This window comes from Cellulomonas sp. Y8, from assembly GCF_008033115.1.
Classification (GTDB): Bacteria; Actinomycetota; Actinomycetes; order Actinomycetales; family Cellulomonadaceae; genus Cellulomonas.
Window position 1 is genome coordinate 3291801 of record NZ_CP041203.1, and the last position, 18344, is coordinate 3310144.

At 76.3% G+C, this 18344-nt stretch carries 23 protein-coding genes and 1 pseudogene; 9 read left to right on the plus strand and 15 right to left on the minus strand.

The window, feature by feature from the left end; genetic code table 11:
- Nucleotides 1–15 precede the first annotated feature (15 nt).
- The 4 genes from FKM96_RS14905 to FKM96_RS21115 form a co-directional block, all read right to left on the minus strand.
- Nucleotides 16–2529, minus strand: a complete 2514-nt coding sequence (locus FKM96_RS14905; RefSeq protein WP_147795900.1) for a glycoside hydrolase family 65 protein — start codon at nucleotides 2527–2529, stop codon at nucleotides 16–18.
- Entirely contained in the window at nucleotides 2526–3302 is a 777-nt protein-coding gene (locus tag FKM96_RS14910; RefSeq protein ID WP_147795901.1) for an HAD family phosphatase, read from the minus strand. The genes FKM96_RS14905 and FKM96_RS14910 overlap by 4 nt, the downstream gene beginning before the upstream one ends.
- An 88-nt stretch (nucleotides 3303–3390) precedes the next feature.
- Nucleotides 3391–3954, minus strand: coding sequence for a substrate-binding domain-containing protein (locus FKM96_RS21110; RefSeq protein ID WP_210417280.1), 564 nt, complete (start codon nucleotides 3952–3954; stop codon nucleotides 3391–3393).
- 138 nt (nucleotides 3955–4092) lie between these two features.
- Nucleotides 4093–4524: a LacI family DNA-binding transcriptional regulator gene (locus FKM96_RS21115; RefSeq protein ID WP_210417281.1), complete on the minus strand. Its 432-nt coding sequence runs from the start codon at nucleotides 4522–4524 to the stop codon at nucleotides 4093–4095.
- 320 nt (nucleotides 4525–4844) lie between these two features.
- Here FKM96_RS21115 and FKM96_RS14920 point away from each other — a divergent pair, with 320 nt between their 5' ends.
- Nucleotides 4845–6077: an AGE family epimerase/isomerase gene (locus FKM96_RS14920; protein ID WP_147795902.1), complete on the plus strand. Its 1233-nt coding sequence runs from the start codon at nucleotides 4845–4847 to the stop codon at nucleotides 6075–6077.
- Nucleotides 6078–6196: 119 nt separating this feature from the next.
- A complete protein-coding gene (locus FKM96_RS14925; protein ID WP_147795903.1) occupies nucleotides 6197–7369 on the plus strand; it encodes an SLC13 family permease in 1173 nt (390 codons plus the stop codon).
- A gap of 22 nt (nucleotides 7370–7391) precedes the next feature.
- Here the strand turns inward: FKM96_RS14925 and FKM96_RS14930 are convergent, their stop codons facing one another.
- Entirely contained in the window at nucleotides 7392–8036 is a 645-nt protein-coding gene (locus FKM96_RS14930) for a helix-turn-helix domain-containing protein (RefSeq protein ID WP_147795904.1), read from the minus strand.
- Between the two features lie 90 nt (nucleotides 8037–8126).
- Between FKM96_RS14930 and FKM96_RS14935 the strand changes: the two genes are divergently transcribed.
- The 3 genes from FKM96_RS14935 to FKM96_RS14945 are packed head-to-tail and all read left to right on the plus strand — an operon-like array spanning nucleotide 8127 to nucleotide 10496.
- On the plus strand, nucleotides 8127–9191 hold the full coding sequence (locus FKM96_RS14935) for an FAD-dependent oxidoreductase (RefSeq protein ID WP_210417282.1): 1065 nt from the start codon (nucleotides 8127–8129) through the stop codon (nucleotides 9189–9191).
- Entirely contained in the window at nucleotides 9188–9958 is a 771-nt protein-coding gene (locus FKM96_RS14940) for a bifunctional 2-polyprenyl-6-hydroxyphenol methylase/3-demethylubiquinol 3-O-methyltransferase UbiG (protein ID WP_246855002.1), read from the plus strand. The genes FKM96_RS14935 and FKM96_RS14940 overlap by 4 nt, the downstream gene beginning before the upstream one ends.
- A gap of 58 nt (nucleotides 9959–10016) precedes the next feature.
- A complete protein-coding gene (locus tag FKM96_RS14945; protein WP_147795906.1) occupies nucleotides 10017–10496 on the plus strand; it encodes a heme-degrading domain-containing protein in 480 nt (159 codons plus the stop codon).
- A gap of 68 nt (nucleotides 10497–10564) precedes the next feature.
- Here the strand turns inward: FKM96_RS14945 and FKM96_RS14950 are convergent, their stop codons facing one another.
- The 7 genes and pseudogenes from FKM96_RS14950 to rpmB form a co-directional block, all read right to left on the minus strand.
- Nucleotides 10565–11215: an alpha/beta family hydrolase gene (locus FKM96_RS14950; protein ID WP_147795907.1), complete on the minus strand. Its 651-nt coding sequence runs from the start codon at nucleotides 11213–11215 to the stop codon at nucleotides 10565–10567.
- A 125-nt stretch (nucleotides 11216–11340) separates the two neighbouring features.
- Nucleotides 11341–11511: a 50S ribosomal protein L32 gene (rpmF, locus tag FKM96_RS14955; protein WP_147795908.1), complete on the minus strand. Its 171-nt coding sequence runs from the start codon at nucleotides 11509–11511 to the stop codon at nucleotides 11341–11343.
- Complete coding sequence (ykgO, locus tag FKM96_RS14960; protein ID WP_034227039.1) at nucleotides 11511–11633, minus strand: type B 50S ribosomal protein L36; 123 nt, start codon at nucleotides 11631–11633, stop codon at nucleotides 11511–11513. The genes rpmF and ykgO overlap by 1 nt, the downstream gene beginning before the upstream one ends.
- A complete protein-coding gene (locus FKM96_RS14965; RefSeq protein WP_147795909.1) occupies nucleotides 11630–11893 on the minus strand; it encodes a type B 50S ribosomal protein L31 in 264 nt (87 codons plus the stop codon). Before FKM96_RS14965 ends, ykgO begins: the two co-directional genes overlap by 4 nt.
- Before the next feature lie 11 nt (nucleotides 11894–11904).
- Nucleotides 11905–12210: a 30S ribosomal protein S14 gene (gene rpsN / locus FKM96_RS14970; protein ID WP_147795910.1), complete on the minus strand. Its 306-nt coding sequence runs from the start codon at nucleotides 12208–12210 to the stop codon at nucleotides 11905–11907.
- On the minus strand, nucleotides 12210–12377 hold the full coding sequence (gene rpmG / locus FKM96_RS14975) for a 50S ribosomal protein L33 (protein WP_147795911.1): 168 nt from the start codon (nucleotides 12375–12377) through the stop codon (nucleotides 12210–12212). Before rpmG ends, rpsN begins: the two co-directional genes overlap by 1 nt.
- A pseudogene (rpmB, locus tag FKM96_RS14980) lies at nucleotides 12377–12614 on the minus strand (50S ribosomal protein L28). Before rpmB ends, rpmG begins: the two are co-directional and overlap by 1 nt.
- A gap of 54 nt (nucleotides 12615–12668) precedes the next feature.
- Here rpmB and FKM96_RS14985 point away from each other — a divergent pair.
- From FKM96_RS14985 to FKM96_RS14990, 3 genes are all read left to right on the plus strand, one after another.
- On the plus strand, nucleotides 12669–13433 hold the full coding sequence (locus FKM96_RS14985; RefSeq protein WP_246855003.1) for a CobW-like GTP-binding protein: 765 nt from the start codon (nucleotides 12669–12671) through the stop codon (nucleotides 13431–13433).
- Nucleotides 13415–13777: a GTP-binding protein gene (locus FKM96_RS21675; protein WP_246855004.1), complete on the plus strand. Its 363-nt coding sequence runs from the start codon at nucleotides 13415–13417 to the stop codon at nucleotides 13775–13777. Before FKM96_RS14985 ends, FKM96_RS21675 begins: the two co-directional genes overlap by 19 nt.
- 78 nt (nucleotides 13778–13855) lie before the next feature.
- A complete protein-coding gene (locus FKM96_RS14990) occupies nucleotides 13856–14125 on the plus strand; it encodes a Rho termination factor N-terminal domain-containing protein (protein ID WP_147795912.1) in 270 nt (89 codons plus the stop codon).
- A gap of 102 nt (nucleotides 14126–14227) precedes the next feature.
- Here the strand turns inward: FKM96_RS14990 and FKM96_RS14995 are convergent, their stop codons facing one another.
- The 3 genes from FKM96_RS14995 to FKM96_RS15005 form a co-directional block, all read right to left on the minus strand.
- Nucleotides 14228–15160 (minus strand): metal ABC transporter substrate-binding protein, encoded by a 933-nt coding sequence (locus FKM96_RS14995; RefSeq protein WP_147795913.1) that lies wholly within the window; start codon nucleotides 15158–15160, stop codon nucleotides 14228–14230.
- Nucleotides 15161–15267: 107 nt separating this feature from the next.
- Nucleotides 15268–16644 carry a zinc metallochaperone AztD gene (aztD, locus tag FKM96_RS15000; protein WP_147795914.1) on the minus strand — a complete coding sequence of 459 codons (1377 nt, stop codon included), beginning with the start codon at nucleotides 16642–16644 and terminating at the stop codon, nucleotides 15268–15270.
- 174 nt (nucleotides 16645–16818) lie between these two features.
- A complete protein-coding gene (locus FKM96_RS15005; RefSeq protein ID WP_147795915.1) occupies nucleotides 16819–17823 on the minus strand; it encodes an aldo/keto reductase in 1005 nt (334 codons plus the stop codon).
- Between the two features lie 92 nt (nucleotides 17824–17915).
- Between FKM96_RS15005 and FKM96_RS15010 the strand changes: the two genes are divergently transcribed.
- A complete protein-coding gene (locus FKM96_RS15010; protein ID WP_147795916.1) occupies nucleotides 17916–18329 on the plus strand; it encodes a MerR family transcriptional regulator in 414 nt (137 codons plus the stop codon).
- The last annotated feature ends 15 nt before the right edge of the window (nucleotides 18330–18344 follow it).

An 18344-nucleotide genomic window follows, 5' to 3' on the forward strand; every position in this document is an offset into this window, starting at 1 on the left:
CGCCCCGCGCCGCCCTCAGTCGTGCGAGACCGGCGGCGGCGTGAGCACCGTCGGGTGGTCCGGCACGCTCGCGGTCATCAGGGTGCCGTCGGCACGGCGGGTGCCCTCGATGTCCCGGACCGTCGGGGTGCCGATCAGCCGCGGCGCGGGGGCCAGCGGCAGCACGACGGGGTCGCCCGCGGTGACCTTGACGGGCTCGCCGCGCACGACCAGGTCCGCGGCGTCGCCCTCCTCGACGGTGAGCCGCAGCTCGGTGTGCCGGACGTCGACGCGCACCCGGCTGCCGCGCAGCGTGAGCCGGAACGTCAGCCCGTCCCAGACCTCGGGCAGCCGCGGGTCGAGGGACACGACGCCCTCGTGGTCCCGCATGCCGCCGAACCCGCAGGCCAGCGCGCTCCACACGCCGCCGGCCGACGCGACGTGCACGCCGTCCGCGGTGTTGTGGTGCAGGTCGGCCAGGTCCACGTACAGCGCCGACGTGAAGTAGCGCAGCGCGAGCTCCTGGTACCCGACCTCGGAGGCCACGATCGACTGCACGACGCCGGACAGCGTCGAGTCGCCGGTGGTCAGCGGGTCGTAGTAGTCGAAGTCGGCGAGCTTCTCCTCGGCGGTGAACTGGTCGCCCTGCAGGAACAGCGCCAGCACGACGTCCGCCTGCTTGAGCACCTGGAACCGGTAGATCACCAGCGGGTGGTAGTAGAGCAGCAGGGGGCGCTTGGCCGGGTCGGTGTTGGCCAGGTCCCAGAGCTCCTTCTCGAGGAAGTTCGCGTCCTGGGGGTGGATGCCGAGGCGCTCGTCGAACGGGATGTGCATCCGCTCGGCGGCGTGCGCCCACTCGTCCAGCTCGTCCTGCGTCAGGTGCAGCCGAGCGACGAGCGCGGCGTGCTCGGCGGGGTGCTCGTGCGCCAGGCGGTCCACGGCCTCGACGGCGCCGCGCAGGTTGGCGCGGGCCATCACGTTGGTGAACAGGTTGTCGTTCACCACGGTCGTGTACTCGTCCGGCCCGGTGACGCCGTGGATGTGGAACGACGCGTCGCCGTTCGTCCCGCGCCAGAAGCCCAGGTCGGCCCACATGCGCGCGGTCTCCACCAGGATGTCGACGGCCTCGCGGGCGAGGAAGTCGTCGTCGCCGGTGGCCGCGACGTACTGCCGCACGGCGTGCGCGATGTCGGCGTCGATGTGGTACTGCGCGGTGCCGGCCGCGTAGTAGGCGGACGCCTCCTCGCCGTTGATCGTGCGCCAGGGGAACAGCGCGCCGTTCTGGTTCAGCTCGGCGGCGCGGCGGCGCGCGGCGTCGAGCATCGTGTAGCGGAACCGCAGCGCGTTCCGGGCGATCCGCGGCGAGGTGTAGGTCAGGAACGGCAGGACGTAGACCTCGGTGTCCCAGAAGTAGTGCCCGCTGTACCCGGAGCCGGTGAGGCCCTTCGCGGCGATGCCGTTGCCCTCGGCGCGCGCCGTCGCCTGCGCGAGCTGGAACAGGTTCCACCGGATCGCCTGCTGCAGGTCGGGCTGCCCGGGGACCTCGACGTCGCTGCGCGCCCAGAAGTCGTCGAGCCATGCGCGCTGGTCGGCGAACAGCCGGTCGACGCCGGCCGCCTCGGCCCGGTCGAGCGTCCGGCGGCAGCGGTCGGCGAGCTCGCGCGCGGGGACGCCGCGGGACGAGTGGTAGGTGACGACCTTGGTGATCCGGACCGTCTGGCCCTGCTTCGCGTCGATCCGGTAGACGTGCTTCGCCAGGTCCTCCTCGACGAGCGACAGCTCCTCGTAGGCGTTGTCCGTCTCGATGGCGTGGTCGGCGGCCACGGCGAGCGTCATGCCGGACGCGGCGGCCCGGTAGGACATGACGTACCGGCCCTCGGAGCCCCAGTGCGTCTTCGGCTCGAGCACCCGCGCGGTCAGCGTCTCGGACTTGCGGGGGTCGAAGCCCTCGCCCATCGCGGCGGCGCGGACGTGGTACTCGTCCTGGCCGTCCTGCCGGTTGAGGATCTGGCTGCTCAGCACGACCGGGGCGTCGGCGTCGAGCATCGTCAGCTCGTACGTCATGACGGCCAGGTGCCGCTCGGCGAACGAGACCATGCGCCGGGTGCGCACCTGGACGCGCTTGCCGGACGGGGTCTGCCAGACCAGGTCGCGGGAGAGCACGCCGTCGCGGAAGTCGAGGCTGCGCTCGTAGGAGTGCAGGTCGGCCACCGTGAGCAGCAGCGGCTCGTCGTCCACGTACAGCCGCATGATCTTGGCGTCCGGGACGTTGACGATCGTCTGGCCGACGCGGGCGAAGCCGTACGCCTCCTCGGCGTGCCGGATCGGCCAGGTCTCGTGGAAGCCGTTGATGAAGGTGCCGTGGCTGTGGCTGTCCCGGCCCTCCTCGACGTTGCCGCGCATGCCGAGGTACCCGTTGCCGACGGCGAACAGGGTCTCGGTCCGGCCCAGGTCGGCGGCGTCGTGGCGCGTCTCGCGTAGCCGCCACTCGTCCTTCGGGAACCGGTTGCGGTCCAGGGGGTCCGGGGTGAACAGGGAGGTGGGGTTCACGGCAGGGTGCTCTCGTGCTCGTCGGTGTCGTCGGTCGTGGTGACGAGCTCCGCGAGGTCGTCCACCACCAGGTCTGCCCCCTGCTCGCGCAGCACGTCGGCGCCCGCGCCGCGGTCCACGCCGATGACGAGCCCGAACGCCCCGGCGCGGCCGGAGGCGACGCCGGACTCGGCGTCCTCGACGACGACCGCGCGCTCGCGCGGGACGCCGAGCTGCTCGGCGGCGTACAGGTACGTCGCCGGGTCCGGCTTGCCCGCCAGGCCCTGCGCCGCGGCCACCAGGCCGTCGACGACGAGCGGGAACCGGTCGGTGAGGCCCGCGGCGGCCAGCACGGGCACCGCGTTCCGGCTGCTCGACACCACGGCGACCTCGCGGCCCTGCGCGAGCAGCGCGTCGACCAGCCGGACCGAGCCCGGGTAGGGCGTGACGCCCTCGGTCTCGAGCACCTGGGTGAAGACGGCGTTCTTCCGGTTTCCGAGGCCGCAGACCGTCTCGGTGTCGGGGGAGTCGGTCGGGTCGCCCCAGGGCAGCTCGATCCCGCGGGACGCCAGGAGGGACCGCACGCCCTCGTAGCGCGGCTTGCCGTCGATGTGCGCGAAGTAGTCCGCGTCGGTGTACGGCGCGGCCCCGCGGGCGTCGAGCAGGGGCGCGAACAGCCGCGCCCAGGCGTGCATGTGCACGACGGCGGTGGGGGTGAGGACCCCGTCCAGGTCGAACAGGACGGCGTCGAGGCCGTCGAGGACCGCGGTGGGGCGGTCGGGTGCGGTTGCCACGGTGGAGCTCCCAGGGGCGTGGTGTGCGGGTGCGGGTGGTGCGGGGTCGTTCGTCGTGCGTCGTGCGGCGGTGGTGCGGGGTGCTGCGTCAGGCGGCGGTGGTGCGGCTGGTGGGTCCGGCGACGGCGTCGCGGGGTGCGGGCCCGGCGCTGGAGTCCCGGACGACGAGCTCGGGCGGGACCAGCCCGGCCGGGGCCGGACGGTGCCCGAGGCCGACGCCGAGCCGGTCCAGCACCTGCTCGACGAGGGTCTGCGCCACCAGTCTGATCGGTTGCCGCAGGCTCGTCAGCCCCGGGCGGGCGAACGACGCCAGGTCGGAGTCGTCGAACCCGGTGATCGCGACGTCCCGGCCGGGGGTGGCTCCCGCGTCCACGACCGCCGCGAGCGCCCCGAGCGCCAGGGCGTCGGACGCGCAGACCAGGGCGGTCGGGGCGGCGCCCGGCCGCCCGAGCAGCGGGGCGACGACCGCGGCGGCCGCGTCCGGGTCGTCCGAGCTGGCCGTGACCTCGGGTCCGCGGGTGCCCTCGGCGCCGGCCGTCGCCGCGCTCCAGGCCGCGCGCCGCGCGTCGCCACCGGCCCCGTCCGCGGGCCAGCCGACGAACCCGATGCGCCGGTGGCCGCGCTCGGCCAGGTGCTCGACCGCGAGCCGCACCCCGAGGGCGCCGTCGACGTCGACCCAGGGGGTGGGCGGCGTCGGGGTCGCCCCACGGCCGCCCGTGCGCCACGAACGCCGCGCCGCGCGCCGCGAGCCAGGCCGGGCGGGCGTCGCCGGGGTGGGTGTCCGCGAGGATCACGGCGTCCACGTCGCCGGCGGCCAGCAGCTCGGCGTAGGCGGCGGTCTCCGCGGCGTCGTCCCCGTACGGGGCGTCGAACGCGAGGAACCGGTAGCCGTGCGGCCGGGCCGCCGCGACGAGCTCGTGCAGCAGTCGGTCGGGGTGCGCCGCGGGGTGCGGTGGGCCGTCGCGCCGACCCGGATCCCGATGAGCCCGGAGCGGCGCGAGGTCAGGGCGCGGGCGGCGTGGTCGGGCCGGTACCCGAGCGCGGTGACGGAGCGGCGCACGCGCTCCAGCGTGCCGGGAGACAGCCGGTCCGGCGCGTTGAGCGCGTTCGAGACCGTCTGCCGGGAGACGCCCGCGTGCTCGGCCACCGCGCGGATGGTCACCCGCGGGACGCGCGCGGCGGCGCGCGCGGTGGCGGCGCGCGGGGCGTCGGGCGTGGGCATGCGGCGGTCCTCGGGGCGTCCGTCGGGGCGGGGTGCGGGTGCGGGTGGAGCGGGACCGACGGAGCCGCTTTGACCGGTCAAATCCGCGTCGATCCTGCCCGCGCGCCGGGGCCGGTGTCAAAGCCCCAGGACGACCCGGACGAACCGGACCGCGCTACCGCTGGCCTGCACGTTCGTGCACATCGCGACCAGGTGGTCGGTCGCGGCGCCGTGCGCTGCGGGGACGCGCCGCCGCGGGGCGGGGGCGGGCCCGCCGCCGGCGCCGTGCGGGGGCGTCGCGCGGGCGGGGCGAGGCCGGGGATGTGACTAGGGTGACACCCATGACGTGGCTGACGACGCCCGCGCACGCCCGCTGGCTCGAGACCGAGACCGACCGCCTGCTCGCCTTCGGGAAGGCCGCCGCCGCCCCGTCCGGCGGGTTCCTCCGCCTGGACGACGTGGGCCGGCCGCTGCCGGGGCCCGCCGAGCTGTGGATCACCTGCCGGATGACGCACGTGTACGCGCTGGCCCACCTGCTCGGGCGGCCGGGCTCCGCGGCGCTGGTCGACCACGGCCTCGCCGCGCTCGACGGGCTGTTCCGGGACGCCGAGCACGGCGGCTGGTACGCCGAGGTGGACGCCGACGGGACACCGCGCGACGACGCGAAGGCGGCGTACCCGCACGCGTTCGTCGTGCTCGCGACGTCCTCCGCGGTCGCCGCGGGCCGGCCGGGCGCCCAGGCGCTGCTGCGCGCGGCGCTCGAGGTCTCCGAGCGGCGGTTCTGGGACGAGGAGGCCGGGATGGCCGTCGAGTCCTGGGACCGGACGTTCACCGAGCTCGACACCTACCGCGGCGTCAACGCCAACATGCACACGGTCGAGGCGTACCTCGCCGCGCACGGCGTGACCGGCGAGCGGGTGTGGCTCGACCGCGCCGTGCGGATCCTCACCCGCGTGGTGCACGGCTTCGCGCGGGACAACGCCTGGCGGATCCCCGAGCACTTCGACGCCGGGTGGAACGCGGACCTGGAGTACAACGCCGACTCCCCGGCGCACCCGTTCCGGCCGTACGGCGCGACCGTGGGGCACTGGCTGGAGTGGGCGCGGCTCACCCTGCACGCCCGGGCCTCGCTCACCGCCGCCGGCGACGTCGCCCCCGCCTGGATGGTCGAGGACGCCACGGCGCTGTTCGACGCGTCCGTCCGCGAGGGCTGGTCCGTCGACGGCGCACCCGGGTTCGTCTACACCGTCGACTGGTCCGGGAAGCCGGTCGTGCGCGAGCGGATGCACTGGGTGGCCGCCGAGGGCATCGCCGCGGCCGCCGCCCTGCACGCCGCCACCGGCGAGCAGCGGTTCGACGACTGGTACGCGACCTGGTGGGACTACGCCGCCGAGCACCTGCTCGACCACGAGGGCGGCTCCTGGTGGCACGAGCTCGGCACCGACAACCGGGTGTCGCGCACGGTCTGGGAGGGCAAGGCCGACCTCTACCACGCGGTGCAGGCGACGCTGATCCCGCGGCTGCCGCTCGCGCCCGTGCTCGCCCCGGCTCTGGCGCAGGGGCTGCTGGACTGACGGCGCGGGCGCGGGGACGGTCGCGGCGCTCCCGCACCGCCCGCACCCCGCGCCGCCCGCACCCCCCGCACCGCGGACGCCGTCGCGCGGCGACGCGGCGCGGGACCTAGAGTTCCGCCGTGCCCAGGCCCCGGCGTGCCGTCCCGTGGTGGGCGGTCGCGCTGGTGCCGGCCGTCGCCGTGGTGCTCACGGGCGCCCTGCCGCGGGCGGACGCGGTGGCGCTCGCGGAGCGGGTCGGCCCGGTGCTGCTCTTCGTCGCGGCGCTGACCGTGGTGGCGGAGCTGTGCGGGTCGGCCGGGCTGTTCGACCTCGCGACGGACGCCGCCGCGCGCGCCTCGGGCGGCCGGCGCTGGCTGCTGTGGCTGCTGCTCGTCGGGATCGCGGTCGCGTCGACCGTGCTGCTGTCGCTCGACACCACGGCGGTGCTGCTGACGCCGCTGGCGATCACCCTGGCCCGGCGGACCCGGACGTCGCCGCTGCTGCTGGTGCTGACGGTCGTGGCCCTGGCGAACACCGCGTCGCTGCTGCTCCCGGTCTCCAACCTCACCAACCTGCTCGCCGACCACCGGTTCGCCGAGCAGGGCGTCGGCTACCTGGGCGTGATGTGGGCACCGGCGCTCGCGTCCGTCGTCGTGACCGTCGCCGTGCTCGCCGTCCGCGGGCGCCGGGACCTGCGCGGCCGGTTCGAGCAGGGCGAGCGGTACGTCCCGCCGGACCGCGCGCTGGTGGTCGCGACCGGGACGACGGTCGGTGTGATGGCGGTCGGGTTCGTCGCCGGGCTGCCGGTGTGGGCGGTGGCCCTGGGGGCGGCGGCCGCGCTGCTGGTGGCGTTCGCGGTGCGCCGCCGGCCGGTGCCGGGCCGGGCGCGGGACCTGGTGCCGTGGCGGATGATCCTGGTCGTCGGCGCGCTGTTCGTGGTCGTCGAGACCCTGCACGTCCGCGGCCTCGGCGACTGGGTCCTCGACGCGGCGCCGGCCGGCGCGGACGCGGGTGCGCTGCTAGGGGTCGCCGGGCTGTCCGCCGCCGTCGCGAACGTGGTGAACAACCTGCCCGCGTACCTGCTGCTCGAGCCGGTCGCCGGCGAGGACGTCCGGCGGCTCGCGGCCGTGCTGATCGGGACCGGCGTCGGGCCGCTGCTGACCCCGTGGGCCTCGCTCGCCACCGTGCTGTGGTGGCGACGGTGCCGGCAGGCGATGGTGCACGTGCCGGTGCGGGCGTTCGTGGTGCAGGGGCTGTGGCTGGCACCGCTCTGCGTGGTGGCGTCGGTGCTGGCGCTCGCGGCCGTGGCCTGACGCGGGGCCCCGACCGGAGCGGTCAGGACCTCGTGGTCGAGCGGGCGCGGACGTGCATGCGCTCGCCCTGCGGGCCCCAGAGCGTCAGCACCTCGGCGGCGCCGGGCCCCGGGTTGGTGAACCAGTGCGGGATCCGGGTGTCGAACTCGACGGCCTCCCCGGGCTCGATCATCAGGTCGTGGTCGCCGAGCACCAGGCGCATCCGGCCGGACAGCACGTACATCCACTCGTAGCCCTCGTGGGTGCGGGGGTCGACGGGCCCCGGGTTGTGGCCCGCGGGGAACACCTGCTTGTAGGCCTGGAGGCCGCCCTGCCGCCGGCTCAGCGGGACGAAGGTGACCCCGTGCCGCTCGACGGGGGACAGGTGCACCCGCGGGTCGCCGGTCTCGGGGGCGCCGACCAGCTCGTCCAGCGGGACCTGGTGCGCGCGGGCCAGCGGCAGCAGCAGCTCCAGGGTCGGGCGGCGCTGCCCGGACTCCAGGCGCGACAGCGTGCTGACCGAGATCCCGGTGCTGCGGGACAGGTCGGCCAGCGTGGCGCCGCGGCGCTGGCGGAGGTCGCGCAGCCGGGGGCCGACGGCCTCGAGGACGGGCTCCAGGTCGGCGGGTGCGTCGGCGGGGGGCGCCGGCGTCGGCGGGACGGTGCGGGGGCGACGGGACTCGGCCATGCCCTCATTTGCCGTTCCGGCAACGATGTTTGTCAAGTGGGCCACCCCGCGCGCACGGTGGTCACCACGGACGAAAGAGTGGAGGACCCGATGGTGACGGAGCAGCACGACGTGCTGGTGGTCGGCGGCGGCGCGGCGGGGCTGGGCGGCGCGCTCACCCTGGCCCGCGCGCGGCGCAGCGTGCTCGTGGTGCACGACGGCGCGCCCCGGAACGCGCCCGCGGCGCACATGCACGCCTACCTCGGGCTGGACGGGCTGCCGCCGGCCGAGCTGCTGGCGCGCGGCCGGGCCGAGGTCGAGGGCTACGGCGCCGAGGTCGTCGAGGACCGGGTCGTCGACGTCCGGCGCGACGGCGACGGGTTCCGCGCGGCGCTCGCGGGCGGTCGCGTCGTCCGGTCGCGCCGGGTGCTGGTCGCGACCGGGCTCGTGGACGCCCTGCCGGACGTTCCCGGGCTCGCGGCGCGCTGGGGCCGCGACGTGCTGCACTGCCCGTTCTGCCACGGCTGGGAGGTCCGGGACCGGGCCGTCGCGGTCCTCGGGTCCGGCCCGGTGGCGGTGCACCAGGCGCAGCTGTGGCGCGGCTGGACCGGGGACGTGACGCTGTTCCTGGGCGGCACCGGCGGCACCGGCGGGGCCGGTGCGGCCGGCGGGGACGGGCTGACCGACGACGACTGGGAGCGGCTCGCCGCGCTGGGCGTACGGGTCGTCGAGGGCCCCGTGGCGGGGCTGGAGGTGGCGGACGACGTGCTGACCGGCGTGAAGCTGGCGACCGGGACGGTGCTGGCGTGCGACGCCGTCGTCGTCGCCACGGGCCTGGGGGCGCGGCTCGACGGGCTGGAGGGCCTGGGCCTGCCGACCGAGCCGGTGACGATGGGCGACCGCGTGATCGGCACCCGGGTCGCCGCCGCGCCGGACGGATCCACGACCGTGCCCGGCGTGCGGGTCGCGGGCAACGTCACGGACCTGCGGGCGCAGGTGCAGGTCGCCGCGGCGGCCGGCCTGACCGCGGGGGCCGCGCTGGTCGCCGAGCTCGCCGTCGAGGACGCCGACGCCGCCGTGGCGCGGTACCGGGCGGAGCAGGCGGCGCCGTTCTCGGGGCGCGCGGAGCGCGAGGTGGCCGCGCGCCGGGCGGGCGCCGGGGCGATCGGGCTGTGACGGCGCGCGACGAGGTCGCCGCGGGGTGGTCCCGCGGCGGGGACGACGAGGAGGAGCGGGGCATGGGGCAGCAGCACGGCGGGGCCGAGGAGGCCGGTACGCACGGCCACGCGCACGGGCACGGCGGGGACCCGGGCGAGGTGCGGCACGACCGGGAGTTCTGGGAGGACCGGTACCGCTCGGCGCCTCGGGTGTGGAGCGGCCGGCCGAACCCGCAGCTGGTCGACGAGGTCGGCGACCTGGCGCCGGGGCGCGCGCTCGACGTCGCGTGCGGCGAGGGCGGCGACGCCCTGTGGCTCGCCGGCCGCGGCTGGGCGGTCACGGCAGTCGACCTCGCGCAGACGGCGCTCGACCGGGTCGCGGCCGCCGCCGCGGAGGCCGGGCCGGAGGTCGCCGGGCGGGTGCGGACGGAGCGGGCCGACATCGCGACGTGGGACGCCGGGGACGGCGCGTACGACCTGGTGACGACGCACTTCCTGCACCTGCCGCCGGCCGTCCGGGCCGTGGCGTTCGACCGGATGGCGCGCGCGGTGGCCCCGGGCGGCACGCTGCTGGTCGTCGCGCACCACGCGAGCGACCTGCGCACCACCATCGGGCGCCCGGACCTGCCGGAGCTGTTCTTCGACCCCGAGGACGTGGTCGCGGCGCTCGACCCCGCGGACTGGGAGGTGCCGGTGGCCGAGGCGCGGCCCCGCACGGCGACCGACCCGGACGGCCGGGAGGTCACGATCCGGGACACGGTCGTGCGGGCGGTGCGCCGGGGCTGACGCCCGGCGTCGCGGTCCCTGCCACCCGCCGGCGCCGGCGGGTGGCAGGATCGCGCCCATGAGCGACGACACCGAGGTCCGGGCCCTGATCGCCGAGGTCGAGCGGCAGGAGCGCGACCTGCGCTTCGCCACCTTCACCAACGACGACGCGTGGGAGCTCGGGACGCTGCTGGTCCGGCTGGCCACCGAGCGCGGGCTGCCCGTGACCGTCGACATCCGGCGCGGCGCGCAGCAGCTGTTCCACGCCGCGCGGCCCGGGACGGTCGCGGACAACGACTCCTGGATCCAGCGCAAGGTCCGGGTCGTCGAGCGGTTCGGCACGTCGTCGTACCTGCAGGGGCTGCGGGCGCGCGCGAAGGGGACGACGTTCGGCGCGGTGCACGAGCTGCCGCTGCAGGAGTACGCCGCGCACGGCGGGGCCTTCCCGGTGCACGTCGAGGGCGTCGGGGTCGTGGGCGTGGTGACGGTCTCGGGCCTCCCGCAGGCCGACGACCACGCCCTGGTGACGGAGGCGGTGCGGACCTTCCTCGACGGCTGACCGCCGCGCGGTCCAGCGTTCCCGGCGAGGTCGAGGCGGCATCCGGCCGGACACCCTCGACCTCGGTGTCAGGGGAGCGGCAGGACGGTGGGGAGCCAGGCCGTGACGGCGGTGGCGACCGCGTGGGTGTCCTTCTTCAGGGAGTGGTCACCCGGGACCGGGACCACCCGACGCGTCGGCGAGGTCGGCGGGGTGCCGTAGGGGTCGGTCGTGCCCTGGACCACCAGCACCGTCACGCCCGCGGCGTCGAGCTCGGGGAGCCGGCTCGGGGCGTCCGGCCGTCCCGGCGGCTGCGTGGGGAACGCCAGGCAGAGCACGCCGACGGCGCCGGTGGCGAGCGCCGTCCGGCACGCGGTGCGGGCGCCCGCCGACCGGCCGCCCGTGACCAGCGGGACGTCCAGGGCGCGGGCCCGCAGGTCCGTGACGACCGCGGTCCACGCCTCGTCCAGGGCGGGGCCGCGGGGGCCGACCCGCTTGCCGGCGACGCGGTACGGCTGCTCGACGAGCGCCACCGCCAGGCCCAGGGCGGTGGCGGCCGCCGTGACCGCGCGGAGGTCCGGGGCGTCGACCCCGCCGCCGGCCCCGTGCCCGAGCACGAGCGCGCCGGGGACGGCCACCCGCCCGTCCGCGCCGGGCGCGGCGCCGGCGGGCAGGTGCAGGTGCGCCCGCGCGGGCCCCTGCGGGGTGTCGATCTCGAGGCTCGGGACGTCGGGGCTCACGCCCGGCACGGTACCCGCGGCCGGCGCGGCGACGCCGCCGGGGTGAGGTCGTCACGAGCCGGTGAGGTCGTCACCCGTACGTGACGACCTCGCCGACGAGTGACGACCTCGCGGCCGTGGGGCAATCAGCGCGGGTCCACCAGGCCCCGCTCGACCGCGCGGAGCAGGCGGCGCGGGACCTCGACCACGTCGCCGTCCGGGGTGCGCGCCGCCACGAGCGGCACCGGGGTCGCCTTCCACTGCGACCGCCGGGCGCGGGTGTTCGACCGGGACAGCTTCCGCTTCGGGACCGCCATCAGCCCTGCCTCGCCTTCCAGCGCGGGTTCTTCTTGTTGATCACGAAGGTCTTGCCGTGGCGCCGCACCACGATCGAGCCCTCCTTCTTCTTCAGCGACGCGAGCGACGCGCGCACCTTCATCGGGTCTCCTTGGGGGTGGCCAGGCCGTAGCGCTGCCGGAACTTCTCGACGCGGCCCGCGGTGTCCAGGACGCGGGACCTGCCCGTGTAGAACGGGTGGCTCGCGGAGGAGACGTCGACGTCGACGACGGGGTACGTCCTGCCGTCCGACCACTCGACGGTCTTCTCAGACGTGATCGTCGACCGGGTCAGGAACGCGAAGTCCGCGCTGACGTCACGGAACACCACGGGTCGGTACTCGGGGTGGATGCCCTGCTTCATGCCGATCTCCCTCACCAGCTCGACTTCGTGACACCGGGCAGCTCGCCGCGGTGCGCCATCTGCCGCATCCGCACGCGCGACAGCCCGAACTTGCCCACGTACCCGCGCGGCCGGCCGTCGGCGACGTCCCGGTTGCGGACGCGGGTGGGGCTGGCGTCGCGGGGGAGCGCCTGCAGTGCGGCGCGCGCCGCGACCCGCTCGGCCTCGGACCGGTGCGGGTCCACCGCGGCGGCCTTCAGCTCCAGGCGCCGCTCGGCGTACCGGGCCACGACGGCCCGGCGCTGCTCGTTCTTCGCGATCTTGCTCTTCTTGGCCATCAGCGCTCCTCCTTGAAGTCGACGTGCCGCCGCACCACGGGGTCGTACTTGCTCAGCACGAGGCGGTCGGGGTCGTTGCGGCGGTTCTTGCGGGTGACGTAGGTGAAGCCGGTCCCCGCTGTGGAGCGCAGCTTGATGATCGGGCGGACGTCGGCGGCGCGGGCCATCAGAGGCGCTCCCCGCGGGCGCGGATCCGGGCGACGACGACCTCGATGCCGAGCTTGTCGACCCGTCTTGATGCCCCGGGCGCTGATGGTCAGCGTGACGTGACGCCCGAGGGAGGGCACCCAGTAGCGCTTGCGCTGGATGTTCGGGTCGAACCGGCGCTTGGTGCGCCGGTGCGAGTGGGAGATCGAGTGGCCGAACCCGGGCGACGTGCCGAGGACCTGGCAGTGAGCGGACATGCGAGCCATCATAGGTAATGAGAATCGTTCGCGACAAGCGCTAGGCTGAGCCGCATGTCCCGACACGACCTCACGCCCCTGCTCGTGCTCGCCACCGTCGACCCGCTGCTCCGCGACGCCGTCGCGTTCGGCGTCGTCGTCGACCGGCCCCGGACCGTCGTGCTGCGGCACGACATCGTCGACGGACCCGACGGCGGGGGCATCCGCCGGGTGGTCGCCGACGCGTCCGGCGTCGTCGAGGACGTGCTGGTCCCGCTCGAGCACGCCTGCCTGAGCTGCTCGGTGCGCGAGGACGCCGTGCCCACGCTGGAGCGGCTCGCGCGCGACCCGCGCTGGGACGCCGTGCTGCTCGCGCTCCCGGTGTCGGCGGAGTCGCTGCCCGTGACCCGCGCGCTCGGCTGGGCGGTCCGCCGCGGGGGCGGGCTGCGGTCGCTGCGCCTCGCCGGGGTCGTCGCGGCGCTCGACCTCGCGACGTTGGAGCACGACCTGCTCGGCGACGACCTGCTCGACGAGAGCGCGGGCTCGCGCTCACCCAGGACGACGGGCGCGCGGTCGGCGAGGCGCTCGCGGCCCAGGTCGGGCACGCCGACGTCGTGCTGGTGGCGGGGGACCCGGCGGAGCACCCGGTCGCGTCCGACCTGCTCGACCACGTGCGGGCGGCCGACGGTCGCCGGGTCGACGGGGTGTACGCCGCGGACGTCGCGGCGCTGCTCGCCGGGCAGCACGACGTGCGGGCCGGCGACCGGCGGCTCGACCCGCGGCTCGCCGCGCCGGTGCCGGGTGCGCCGACCGCGCACGGGGTGTGGACGCTCGAGCTGAGCGCCGACCGGCCGCTGCACCCGGAGCGGCTGGTGGCCGAGGTCGCCCGGCTCGGGCAGGGCCGGCACCGCAGCCGCGGGCACTTCTGGGTGCCGAGCCGGCCCGACTCGGTGTGCGTGTGGGACGGGGCCGGCGGACAGCTCAGCGTCGGGGCGCTCGGCACCTGGGGCCGGCGCGCGGCGGGGACGCGGCTGGTGTTCACGGGGGTCGAGGACGTGCGGGCCGACCTGCTGGCGGCGTTCGACGACGTGCTGCTGACCGCCGACGAGCACGCCCGGGGCCTGCACCCGTGGCTCGGCGCGGACGACGTGCTGGCGCCGTGGCTGGGGGACCGCGCGGCGTGATCGGCGCCCGGATGCGGGCGCCGCGGGCCAGGGGCATGGTCGTCAGGGTCGGACGTCGTCCAGATCGAGGAGGTCGCCATGCCGCGCCGTGACCCGGGCCCGAGCGTGAAGGACAAGGGGCTGTACGAAGAGCTCCGGGACGAGGGCAACAGCAAGGAGAAGTCCGCGCGCATCGCCAACGCCGCCGCGGCGCGCGGGCGGTCGTCCGTCGGGAAGAAGGGCGGCGAGTCCGGGTCCTACGAGGACTGGACCGTGGAGGACCTGCGCAAGCGCGCGGCCGAGATCGGCATCGAGGGCCGCTCGTCCATGAAGAAGGCCGACCTGGTGGACGCGCTCCGCTCGCACTGACGGGCACGCACAGACCCGTCGGTGGAAGGTTGTGACGGACACGCCGACGGCGAGTCGGTCACAACCTTCCACCGGACGCGGGGGTGGCCCGACGCGTCGGGCTCACGCCCCGCAGGTCAGCCCGCCCGTCAGCGCCGCCAGGTTGTCCCGCATGACGTCGAGGTAGTCGCGCTCGTCGTCCTCGGCCAGCCCCTCCAGCGGGTCGAGCACGGCCGTGGCGACCCCGAGGTCGTCGGCGAGCGTCTGCGTGACCTTGGGGCTGGTGAGCGTCTCGAAGAACAGCGTCCGCACACCCTCGGCCTCGACGGTCGCGGCGACGTCGCGGAGACGGGCGGGCGACGGCTCGACCTCGGGGTCGATGCCGCTCAGCCCGACCTGGTGCAGGCCGTACCGCCGCGCGAGGTAGCCGAACGCCTCGTGCGACGCGACGAGCGTGGCGCCCCGGCAGGCGGCCAGCCCGTCGGCGAGCTCGGCGTCCAGGGCGTCCAGGTCGGCGACCAGGTCGTCCGCCGCGGTCGCGAAGTCGTCCGCGTGCGTCGGGTCGACCTCCGCGAGCGCGTCCGCCACCTGGTGCGCGACGTCGGCGAGCCGGGTCGGGTCGAGCCAGAAGTGCGGGTCGAGGCTGTCGCCGGCGCCCGGGGCGACGCCGTCGGGCGCGACCTCGAGCCCCGCGGCCTCGGCGGCGTCGACCACGTGCGCGGGGGAGGTGGCGGCGACGGCGGCGTCGGTCGCGGCCTGGAACCCGGACAGGTAGACGACGAGGTCGGCGGCGCCCAGGCCCGACACCGCGCTGGGCGACAGCTCCAGGTCGTGCGACTCGCCGCCGGGCGGGGTCAGCGAGGTGACGGCGACGTGCTCGCCCCCGACCCGCTCGGCGACGAACTGCAGCGGGTAGAACGCGGCGACGACGTCGTGCCGGTCGTCCGCGTCGGCGGGGGAGCAGGCGGCGAGGCCGGCGGCCACGGCGACGGCGGCCGCGGCGGCGAGGGCGCGGGTGGGGCGGGTCGTGCGGGGGCGGGTCGTGCTGCGGGCCACGGGGGTCCTTCCGGGTCGGGGTGCGCCGGAGTGGAGCGTCCTGCCCGACACGCACGGCGTGTCCGGGCAGCACGCTCCACTCCGGAGGTGCGAGGGGTGACCAGGGGTCAGCCCTGGGCGGTCTCCTCGTCGTGCGCGTGCGCGTGGTCGTGCTCGTCCTCGTGGTCGTGACCCTCGTGCGCCTCGTCGCCGTGCGCGTCCGCGCCGTCCTCGTGGGACCCGTGCTCCGCCACGGCGCCCGAGACGCCCGCGATCTCGTTCGGCGTCACCTCGAGCTCGGCCGACAGCCAGACCTCGCCGGTCTCGACGTCGACCGCGTGCACGCTGTTCGTCGCCGGGTCGGTGATGTACGCCGAGCCGTCCAGGACCGTGATCGCCGGGCGCGGCTGCTGCCACTCCTCGGGCTCCTCCCAGGCGTCGATCACCGGGACGGAGCGCACGACGGTGCCGGACTCCGGGTCGATGACGTGCAGCGCGCCGTCGGTGCCGAGCACCAGGGCCTCGCCGGCGTCGCCGCGGGCGAGCGAGCGGAACGTGTAGGAGGCCGGCAGGTCGACCAGGCGGATCGAGGCGTCGCGGGTGTCGATCAGCGAGACCCGGGTCGGGCGCTCCAGGTCGGCGTCCGGGTCGGACTTGTAGTCGCCCAGGACGTACGGCGAGACCTCGGACCCGGCCTGGTTGCCGATGCGGCCGTACGCGTCGGGGGCGGTGACCTTGGTCAGCGCACCGCCGGCCCAGACCACGGCCCCGTCCTCGCAGCCGATGACCACGGCCTCGTCGGCGGCGACGGCCTCGCCGTGCACGCCGGGGCAGGTGTCGAGCGCGGCGATCTCGGTGTTCTCCGCGTCGAGCACCCGCACGCCGGTGCGGGTGTCCTCGTCGCCCTCGGACACGACGAGGGTGCCGTCGGTGAGCTCGACCGCGACGCCGTGGTGCGCGGACGGGGTGGTGTAGTCGCGGGTCGCGGCGTCCGGGTCGGCGAGCGCGTCGGAGTCGACGACGGTGACCTGGCCGGTGCCGTCGTCGAACAGGGCGGTGCGGCCCTCGTGCCGGACGGCGTGGCCGGGCTTCTCGGCGGGCCACAGCACCTCGGTGAGCACCGGGTCGCTGGTGAACGAGTGGGTGTGGTCGCCGTGCGGCTCGGTCCAGGTGCCGGCGTCGAGCACCTGGAAGCCGCCGGTGGTGGACACGAGGACGTGCCGCTCGTCGCCGGCCGGGTTCAGCCGGTTGAAGCCGGCGAGCTCGATGTCGGAGACGACCTCGAGCGTGTCGGCGTCGAGCACCTGGATGCCGCCGTCGTAGGTGAGCGCGAGGCGGGGCTTCGCGGTGGCGACCTCGGTGGGGGCGGGGGCGGCCGTCTCCTCGGTGGTCGCGGAGGGCTCCGCGGCGGCGTCGCCGGAGCCGCACGCGGCGAGCAGCGCGGCGGCCACGCCGAGGCCGAGCGCCCCCGCGAGTCGGGGGCGGGTACGGGTCGAAAGGGTCATGTGGGGGGCCGGCGGTCGCGGGGCCCGTGCGGGCGCACGGGTGCCCTCGCCGCCGTCTCCTCTCCGGTCGCGGGTCGGATGATCAGCGCGGCCACGCTAACACAACTGATACTCAGTCTCATTACCGGTCTCGCACGCGCCCGACCCCGCGTCCGACCTGCCCCCGGCGCGCGCTCACCAGGCCGCGTCGAGCCGCTCCCGGGCCTCGGGCGGCAGCACCAGCCGCACGCCCGCCATCGCGGTGCCCAGCTGCGCGAGGCTGCTCACCCCCGCCACCGGGCTGACCCGCGGCGTCCCGCCCGCGAGCCACGCGAGCACCACCTCGCTCCGGCTGACCCCCAGCTCCGCGGCGACCGCCGCCAGCACCGCGAGCCGCCGCGCCGTCCCCGGGTGGTCGAAGCCGTCGGGGACGGGCCGGTCGGCGCGCTCGTACGCGCCCGACATCAGCGGGCTGTACGCCCACAGGCCGACGGCGGGGTTGGCCTCCGCGTAGTCCAGGACCTCGTCGGTGATCCAGCCGAACCGGTGGTCGTGCTCGTGGTCCCGGACCATCGGGCGGGGCTGCAGGTAGGAGTAGCGCAGCTGCAGCCCGGTCGGCTCCGCGAGGCCCCGCGCGCGGGCGAGCCCGGCGGCGCGCTCGGCCCGCCACAGCGCCGTGTTGGAGAACCCCCACGCGCCGACCACGCCGTCCGCGACCAGCCCGCCGAACCCGTCGACGACCTCCGGCAGCGGCGTCGAGCGGTCGTCGCGGTGCGCCCAGAACAGGTCGATGCGGTCGATCCCCATCCGGTCCAGGCTCTGCCGGGCCACGGACCGCACGACGTCGGCGCGCAGGCCCGTCGTGCGTTCCGGGAACGAGCCTGGCCACAGCGGCTCGCAGCCGACCTTGGTCGCGATCCGCACCCGGTCCCGCATCCCGGGCCGGGCGGCGAGCCAGCGGCCGAGCACGGGCTCGCTCTGGCCGCCGCGGCCGGAGTCGTCGGCCCAGAACGCGTAGCAGTCGGCGGTGTCGATCCACACGCCGCCGGCCGCGACGTACGCGTCGAGGAGGTCGAAGGACTCGGCGTCGTCGTGCCGGGTGCCGAACAGCATCGCGCCGAGCGCGATCGGCGGGACGGGGGTCGGGGTGGTGGCGTCGTCGGAGGTGCGGGGCCCCGTGGCGGGCGCGGTCGTCGTCATGCGCGCCAGCGTGGCGGCTGGAGCGCGCTCCAGCGCAAGGCCCGGGGCCGAACCCGCCCCGCGCCCGCCCGGGCCGCGTCACACTGGCGACCGTGACCACCTACGCCCCGGCCGACGCCGCCCGGCGCTCCGGCTTCAGCCTCGACACGCTCCGCTACTACGAGAAGATCGGCCTGGTCCGCGACGTCCGGCGCGACGCCGCGGGACGGCGGCAGTACGACGACGCCGACCTGGACTGGCTCGGCGTGCTCCGCTGCCTCCGGGACACCGGCATGCCGATCGCCGCGATGCGCCGGTACGCGGGGCTCGCCCTGGCGACCGGCCCGGGTGCCGACGCGACCGTGCCCGAGCGGCTCGCGCTGCTGGAGGCCCACGCCGAGCACGTAGCCTCGACCGTCGAGCTGCTGCTGCACCAGCAGGAGCACCTCGCGGAGAAGATCGAGCACTACCGCGGCCTCGTGCGGGACGCGGACCCGGCCCCCGCGGCCGCGGGGTCCGTCGGCTGAGCGCGCGGCGGGCGG

Bases quoted from the DNA above. Each gene is read 5' to 3' on its own strand.
- FKM96_RS21115 (WP_210417281.1), bottom strand. From the start codon at position 4,524: ATGCCCACGCCCGACGCCCCGCGCGCCGCCACCGCGCGCGCCGCCGCG.
- FKM96_RS14920 (WP_147795902.1), top strand. From the start codon at position 4,845: ATGACGTGGCTGACGACGCCCGCGCACGCCCGCTGGCTCGAGACCGAG.
- FKM96_RS14930 (WP_147795904.1), bottom strand. From the start codon at position 8,036: ATGGCCGAGTCCCGTCGCCCCCGCACCGTCCCGCCGACGCCGGCGCCC.
- FKM96_RS14935 (WP_210417282.1), top strand. From the start codon at position 8,127: ATGGTGACGGAGCAGCACGACGTGCTGGTGGTCGGCGGCGGCGCGGCG.
- FKM96_RS14945 (WP_147795906.1), top strand. From the start codon at position 10,017: ATGAGCGACGACACCGAGGTCCGGGCCCTGATCGCCGAGGTCGAGCGG.
- rpmF (WP_147795908.1), bottom strand. From the start codon at position 11,511: ATGGCGGTCCCGAAGCGGAAGCTGTCCCGGTCGAACACCCGCGCCCGG.
- ykgO (WP_034227039.1), bottom strand. From the start codon at position 11,633: ATGAAGGTGCGCGCGTCGCTCGCGTCGCTGAAGAAGAAGGAGGGCTCG.
- FKM96_RS14965 (WP_147795909.1), bottom strand. From the start codon at position 11,893: ATGAAGCAGGGCATCCACCCCGAGTACCGACCCGTGGTGTTCCGTGAC.
- rpsN (WP_147795910.1), bottom strand. From the start codon at position 12,210: ATGGCCAAGAAGAGCAAGATCGCGAAGAACGAGCAGCGCCGGGCCGTC.
- rpmG (WP_147795911.1), bottom strand. From the start codon at position 12,377: ATGGCCCGCGCCGCCGACGTCCGCCCGATCATCAAGCTGCGCTCCACA.
- FKM96_RS14985 (WP_246855003.1), top strand. From the start codon at position 12,669: ATGTCCCGACACGACCTCACGCCCCTGCTCGTGCTCGCCACCGTCGAC.
- FKM96_RS14990 (WP_147795912.1), top strand. From the start codon at position 13,856: ATGCCGCGCCGTGACCCGGGCCCGAGCGTGAAGGACAAGGGGCTGTAC.
- aztD (WP_147795914.1), bottom strand. From the start codon at position 16,644: ATGACCCTTTCGACCCGTACCCGCCCCCGACTCGCGGGGGCGCTCGGC.
- FKM96_RS15005 (WP_147795915.1), bottom strand. From the start codon at position 17,823: ATGACGACGACCGCGCCCGCCACGGGGCCCCGCACCTCCGACGACGCC.